Below are 6528 nucleotides of genomic sequence, written 5' to 3'. Positions count from 1 at the left end.
GAATCTCAGGCCGCGCGGCCCGGCGTGGCGGCGCCTTCCTGCGCCACCTCGGCCAGGACCTCGGCCAGCCGGCGCGGATCGACCGGCTTGACCAGGTGGTGGTCGAAACCCGCCGCCAGCGCCGCGGCGACGTCGGCGCGGTCGCCGTAGCCGGTCACCGCAACCAGGGTCATCCCGGCCGTCTCGGGCTGGGCGCGCATCCTGCGCGCCAGTTCGTAGCCGTCCATGCCCGGCAGGCCGATGTCGAACAGGCCGACGTCGGGCGGCACGTTGCGCGCCGACAGCAGCGCACGCGCAGAGCTGTTCTCGACCCGCACCTTGTGACCCAGCGAGCCGACGTACATCGCCAGCATCTCGGCGGCGTCGGCGTTGTCGTCGACCACCAGGATGCGCAGCGGACCGTGCGCCTGCGCCGCGGCGCCGTGCCCCGCGCCGGCGTCCGCCGGCTGGCCCGCCACGCGCGGCAGCTCCACCACGAAGCTCGCGCCGCGGCCCAGGCCTTCGCTGTCGCAGCGCACCGTGCCGCCGTGCAGTTCGACGATACTCTTGACCAGTGACAGGCCGACGCCGAGGCCGCCCTGGGCGCGGTCGCTGGTGCGTTCGGCCTGGGCGAACAGCTCGAAGATCCGCTCGCGCATCGCCGGCGCGACGCCGATGCCGTTGTCCGCCACCTCGATCGCGACCCGGTCGTCGTGCGCGCCAAGGGACACCCGGATCTCCCCGCCTTCTGGCGTGTACTTGGCGGCGTTGTTCAGCAGGTTCGCAAGCACCTGGATCAGGCGTTTCTGGTCGCCGCGCACGCGCAGCGCATCGGGCGCGACCCGCACCGAGATCGTGTGCCTGCGCTCCTGCACCAGCGGGCGCGCCTGCTCCACCGCGGCGCCGACGATGTCCTGCATCTCCAGTTGTTCCGGCTCGAGCTTGACCAGTCCCTTGGTCACGCGCGAGACGTCCAGCAGGTCGTCGACCAGCGCGCCCATGTGCCGCACCTGGCGCGCGATCACCTCGCCCGTGCGTTTCAGCTGGACGCCCGACAGCGGCACGCTGTTGATCAGGGCCGCAGCGGCACTGATCGGGGCCAGCGGATTGCGCAGCTCGTGGGCCAGCATGGCCAGGAATTCGTCCTTGCGCCGGTCGGCCTGGCGCAGCGCCGCCTCGGCCTTGGCCTTGTCGACCGCAATCCAGATGCGCGCCGCCGCATCCTCCAGCAGCAGGGTCTCGTCCGCGCTCAGCGGGTCCGCGCGTTGCACGAACAGGACCGAGCACAGGGTGGCCCCGCGCATGTGCGGCACGCCGACACTGGCCAGCGGCAGCTGTGCGCCGGCCATGCCGCCCGCCACCGCGCGCCCGTCGGCCGTGAAGCGCGCCGGCGCCGCCCAGCCATGCAGCGCGGCGGGATGGCGGCCGATCAGCTCCGGCACGCCCTCGGCCACGTAGTTCGAGTGGAACAGGATCTCGGTGTCGCCGCCCGTATAGTCGCCGAAGCAGACCCGGGCCGCGCCCAGGAACCGGCCCAGCGCCTTGCTGGCCAGGGCCTGGATCGCGAAGGCGTCGCCGGCGCGGCGGATCTCGTCCCCCAGCTCGACCTGGAAGCGGGTGCGCTGCTGCGACAGGTGTTCCTCGGTGACGTCGCTGCCCTCGACGAAGATGCCGCTGACCCTGCCGTCCGGCTCGACGATCGGCTGGTAGACGAAATTCAGGTAGCGCACCTGGGGCCCGCCCGGACGGTCGAAACGTACCGGCACCGCGCGCCCGTGGGCCGGCTCGCCGCTCGCGTAGACCTGGTCGAGCAGCTCGATATGGCCCTGCTCGAGCAGCTCGGGCGCCGCCAGCCGTGCCGGCAGGCCGACGAATTCGCGGTGGCCCATCAGCGCCAGGTTGGCATCGTTGACGAATTCAAAGACGTGTTCCGGTCCGCGCAACATGGCCATGAAGCCGGGCGCCCTGCGGAACATGTCCTTCAGCTTGCGGTTGTGGTCGGACAGGCGTTCTTCCAGCAGCTTCTGCTTGGTCAGCGAGATGCAGGAACCATAGATCGCCACCACGTTCTGGGCGTCGTCGCGCACCGGCGCGAAGGTATAGCTGAACCAGGCCGGGGTCGGCACGCCGTCGCGGTTCAGGGTCAGCGGGAGCTCTTCCAGGAACACGGGCTCGCCGGCGGCCGCCTTCCGCAGCAGCGGCTCGGTGGCGGACCGGACCTCGGGCCAGACCTCGAAATACGGCCGGCCCAGCGCGGCCGGATGGCGGTCGCCGAGGAACTGGATATAGCTGTCGTTGTAGAACAGGTGGAAGCGCGGCCCGATCGCCAGCCGCACCGGAATCGCCGAGTCGAGCATCAGCTTCATGGCGGCGCGCAGGGCCGGGCTCCACTCCCCGGGCGGGGCGATGCCGGCGGCATGGTAGTCGAAGGCCTGCAGCAGCATGCGCACCTCGCCCGGTCCTTCGCACAGCGTCATATTGGCTTCCATCATCATCCTTATCGCATATGCAATATTCTGCCACGAAAGGATGAGCTGGCGCGCGCGATTCGCGCTGCATGCTCAGTGCGCGGGCTTGCGCTCCACCATCACCAGCCGCATCGCGCTGTCGATGACGCTGTCGATGTCCGGGACATAGCCGTCCTCGATCCAGCGCAGGGCGATGTGGATCACGCCGCCCACCACGCCCGCCTGCAGCAGCAGGTCCGGCTCGCCCCCCTCCGGCCCGGCGATGCGCGCGACTTCCTCGCCGATGGCGCGCAGCGAGGCGTCGAAGGCCTTGTCGACGGCGCGGCTGACGCCCCGGATCTCGACCAGGAACACGCGCGCTGAGCGCGGATCGCGCTGCAGGGCCGCGAAGTAGGCGCGCAGCATGGCGCGTGCCCGTTCCGCGCGGGTGGCGCCGGTCGCGGCGGCGGCCTGGCGGAGCTCCGAAAAGACCGAGAAGGTGACCGCATTGTAGGAAGCGATCAGCAGGTCCTCGCTGTTGGCGAAGGATTCGTAGAAGTAGCGCTCGGTGAGGCCGGCCGCTTCGCAGACCGCCTTGACGGTGGCCTGGCGGTAGCCGCGCTCCCCATACACTTCGATGGCGGCGGCGATCAGCTGGCTGCGGCGCTGGGCGCGGCGCTCGTCTTGCGATACGCCCCGGTAGGGCCGCGCTGGTGGAGTTTCTCGAGACATCCCTCTATTTTGGCACATAACGTTGTCAGGCATAAAGTGACAATGTACAGTGTCAGTATCAAGAACAAAACAACGAGACATCCATGCCCTCACCCTCCAACGACACGCCGGACGTGCTGGACGTGCTGGTCGTCGGCGCCGGCCTGTCCGGCATCGGCGCGGCCTGGTACCTGCAGCGCCGCTGTCCCGGCAAGCGCTACGCCATCCTGGAAGCGCGCGACGCCATCGGCGGCACCTGGGACCTGTTCCGCTACCCCGGCGTGCGCTCCGACTCCGACATGTACACGCTCGGCTACGCCTTCCAGCCCTGGACCGCCGGCAAGGCGATCGCCGACGGCCCCTCGATCCGCAACTACATCCGCGACACCGCGCGCAACAACGGCATCGAGCGCCACATCCGCTTCCGCCACAAGGTGGTCGCGGCCGCGTGGTCGAGCCAGGACGCGTGCTGGACCGTGCAGGCCGAGCATGACGGCGCCGCGGTCACGATCCGCACCCGCTTCCTGACCATGTGCAGCGGCTACTACAGCTACGAGGAAGCCTACCGCCCCGCCTTCGAGGGCGAAGACCGCTACCAGGGCCGCATCGTGCAGCCGCAGTTCTGGCCGCAGGACCTCGATTACCGGGGCAAGCAGGTGGTGGTGGTCGGCAGCGGCGCGACCGCCGTGACCCTGGTGCCGGCGATGGCGGAACAGGCCGCCCACGTCACCATGCTGCAGCGTTCGCCGACCTACGTCGTCACCCGTCCGTCCGAGTATGGGTTCGCGCGGCGCTTCCGGCGCTGGCTGCCGGAACCGGCCGCCTACTGGGCCACGCGCTGGCGCGTGATTGCCGAGAGCATGCTGCTGTACCGCGTGGCGCGCAGCAAGCCGGAGCTGGTCAAGCAGAAGATCGTCGCGATGGCGCAGCACCAGCTGGGCAAGGATTTCGACGTCGGCACCCACTTCACGCCCGACTACAAGCCCTGGGACCAGCGCGTCTGCGTGGTGCCGGACGGCGACCTGTTCAAGGCGATCCGCCAGAAGCGGGCCTCGGTGGTCACCGACCACATCGAGCGTTTCACCGAGACCGGCATCCTGCTGAAGTCCGGCCGCGAACTGGCGGCGGACGTGGTGGTGCTGGCCACCGGCCTGAAGCTCAAGGTGCTGGGCGGCGTCGCCGTCACGGTCGACGGCAAGCCCTTCCGGGCCGGCGAGGCGATGTCGTACAAGGGCATGATGCTGAGCGACCTGCCGAACTGCGTGATGACCTTCGGCTACACCAACGCCTCCTGGACGCTGAAGGCCGACCTCACCGCCGCCTACGTCTGCCGGCTGCTGCGCTACATGGACCGCAAGGGCGTGGCGATCGCGGTTCCGCGCCGCCAGGCCGGGGTCGAACCGGAACCCTTCCTCGACTTCACCTCGGGCTACGTGCAGCGGGCCAAGAGCGAACTGCCGCAGCAGGGCTCGCGCCGCCCGTGGCAGGTCTACCAGAACTACCTACAGGACATGCTCACCATCCGCTACGGCCGCATCGCCGACGGCGTCATGCATTTTTCCGCAGTAAAAACCGAACAGGAAGGAGCCTTGCCATGATCCTCACCAACCGCGTCGCCGTCATCACCGGCGCAGGAAGCGGCATCGGCCGCGCCACCGCACTCGCCATGGCCCGCCGCGGCTGCCACCTGGCGCTGGCCGACATCGACGAGGCCGCGGTCCGCGACAGCGCCGCGGCGGCCCAGGCGCTGGGCGTGCGCGCCAGCGCGCACCGCCTGGACGTGGCCGACCGCGCCGCCGTGGCGGCCTTCCCGCACGAAGTGAAAAGCGCGCACCAGCGGGTCGACCTGGTGATGAACAACGCCGGCGTGGCGCTGGGAGGCAGCTTCGACCAGGTCAGCGAAGCGGATTTCGACTGGCTGCTGGAGATTAACTTCCACGGCGTGGTGCGGATGACGCGCGCCTTCCTGCCGCTGCTGCACCATTCGGACGACGCCCGCATCGTCAACGTCTCCAGCATCTACGGCATCATCACCCCGCCCGGCCAGGCCGCCTACGCGGCCAGCAAGTTCGCGGTGCGCGGCTTCTCGAACGTGCTGCGCCACGAACTCGAAGGCAGCACGGTCGGGGTCTCGGTGGTGCATCCGGGCGGGGTCGCCACCTCGATCGCGAAGAGCGCCCGCATCCCGGCCGGGGCGCCGCAGGACGAGGTCGAGCGCCGCCGCAAGACCATGGAAAAACTGCTGCGCATGCCGGCCGAACAGGCCGGCGACATCATCGTGCGCGGCATCGAGAAACGCCGGGCCCGGATCCTGGTCGGCAGCGACGCCAAGGCCGCCGCCTTCCTCGAACGCCTGGCGCCGGTCGGCTACTGGAACCTCCTCAAGAAAGCGATGACGCGATGACACCCTTCCTGACCCTCGCCGCCAGCGTGATCGGCGTGCTGCTGCTGTGGACCGCGATCCTGGTCCTGTTCACCTGGTACACCGCGCGCAAGGTGGAGATCATCCTGCCGCCGAAAGGCCGGTTCGTCGACCTGGCGGGCACGCGCCTGCACGTGCGCGAGTTTGGCGAACAGCGCCCAGACGCGCCAGCGATCCTGATGATCCACGGCCTGGCCGGCCAGCTCTCGCACTACACCTATGGGGTGGCCGGACGGCTGGCGGAGCGCCACCGCGTGGTGGTGGTGGACCGCCCGGGCTCGGGCTACTCGACCCGCGCACCCGGCACGCCGGCCGACCTGTCGACCCAGGCCGCGTCGCTCGCGGCCCTGATCCGTACCCTGGACATCGGACCGGCCTTCGTGGTCGGCCACTCGCTGGGCGGCGCGGTCGCGCTGACGCTGGCTCTGGAGCATCCGAAGGCGGTTGCCGGCCTGGCCCTGCTGGCGCCGCTGACCCACATGCGCGAGGACGTGCCGCCGGTATTCAAGGGCCTGACCATCGTATCGCCTCTGGCGCGCAAGCTGGTCGCCTGGACCCTGGCGGTGCCAAGCTCGATCAAGAACAGCCGCCCGACGCTGGACATCGTGTTCGGGCCCGAGCCGGTACCGAAGGATTTCGCGATGAAGGGCGGCGGGCTGCTTTCGCTGCGGCCGTCGGCTTTCCTGTCGGCGTCCGCCGACCTGCAGGCGCTTCCGGACCACTTGCCGCAGGTGCAGGCGCGCTACCCGGAGCTGCGCCTGCCGGTGCACGTGCTGTACGGGAAGGACGACCGCATCCTCGACTGGAAGCTGAACGGCCAGGCGCTGGTCGACAAGGTGCCGGGGGCGCGCCTCCGGTTGATCGAAGGCGGGCATATGCTGCCCGTGACGCAGGCCGAGGCGACGGCGGAGTTCATCGAGGCGGCGCTGCAAGGACTTCCGGCGGACGCGGCGGCCACGCGCTGAGCGT

At 69.9% G+C, this 6528-nt stretch carries 5 protein-coding genes; 3 read left to right on the top strand and 2 right to left on the bottom strand.

What is annotated here, in order from left to right:
* Positions 1-5: 5 nt before the first annotated feature.
* Both ACI48D_RS16840 and ACI48D_RS16835 read right to left on the bottom strand, forming a co-directional pair.
* Positions 6-2456, bottom strand: a complete 2451-nt coding sequence (locus tag ACI48D_RS16840) for a hybrid sensor histidine kinase/response regulator (RefSeq protein WP_435572390.1) — start codon at positions 2454-2456, stop codon at positions 6-8.
* A gap of 84 nt (positions 2457-2540) precedes the next feature.
* On the bottom strand, positions 2541-3158 hold the full coding sequence (locus tag ACI48D_RS16835; protein WP_435572389.1) for a TetR/AcrR family transcriptional regulator: 618 nt from the start codon (positions 3156-3158) through the stop codon (positions 2541-2543).
* A gap of 83 nt (positions 3159-3241) precedes the next feature.
* Here ACI48D_RS16835 and ACI48D_RS16830 point away from each other — a divergent pair, with 83 nt between their 5' ends.
* Genes ACI48D_RS16830 through ACI48D_RS16820 form a run of 3 tightly spaced genes read left to right on the top strand, consistent with a single transcriptional unit; the run spans position 3242 to position 6524 of the window.
* Complete coding sequence (locus tag ACI48D_RS16830) at positions 3242-4735, top strand: flavin-containing monooxygenase (protein WP_435572388.1); 1494 nt, start codon at positions 3242-3244, stop codon at positions 4733-4735.
* Complete coding sequence (locus ACI48D_RS16825) at positions 4732-5541, top strand: SDR family NAD(P)-dependent oxidoreductase (protein ID WP_435572387.1); 810 nt, start codon at positions 4732-4734, stop codon at positions 5539-5541. The genes ACI48D_RS16830 and ACI48D_RS16825 overlap by 4 nt, the downstream gene beginning before the upstream one ends.
* Positions 5538-6524, top strand: coding sequence for an alpha/beta fold hydrolase (locus ACI48D_RS16820; protein ID WP_435572386.1), 987 nt, complete (start codon positions 5538-5540; stop codon positions 6522-6524). Before ACI48D_RS16825 ends, ACI48D_RS16820 begins: the two co-directional genes overlap by 4 nt.
* Positions 6525-6528 lie beyond the last annotated feature (4 nt).

It is taken from the genome of Massilia sp. LXY-6 (genome assembly GCF_051233485.1).
Classification (GTDB): Bacteria; Pseudomonadota; Gammaproteobacteria; order Burkholderiales; family Burkholderiaceae_D; genus Telluria.
Note: the sequence above shows the minus strand (reverse complement) of the source record. Positions and strands in the feature narration are given on the sequence as shown.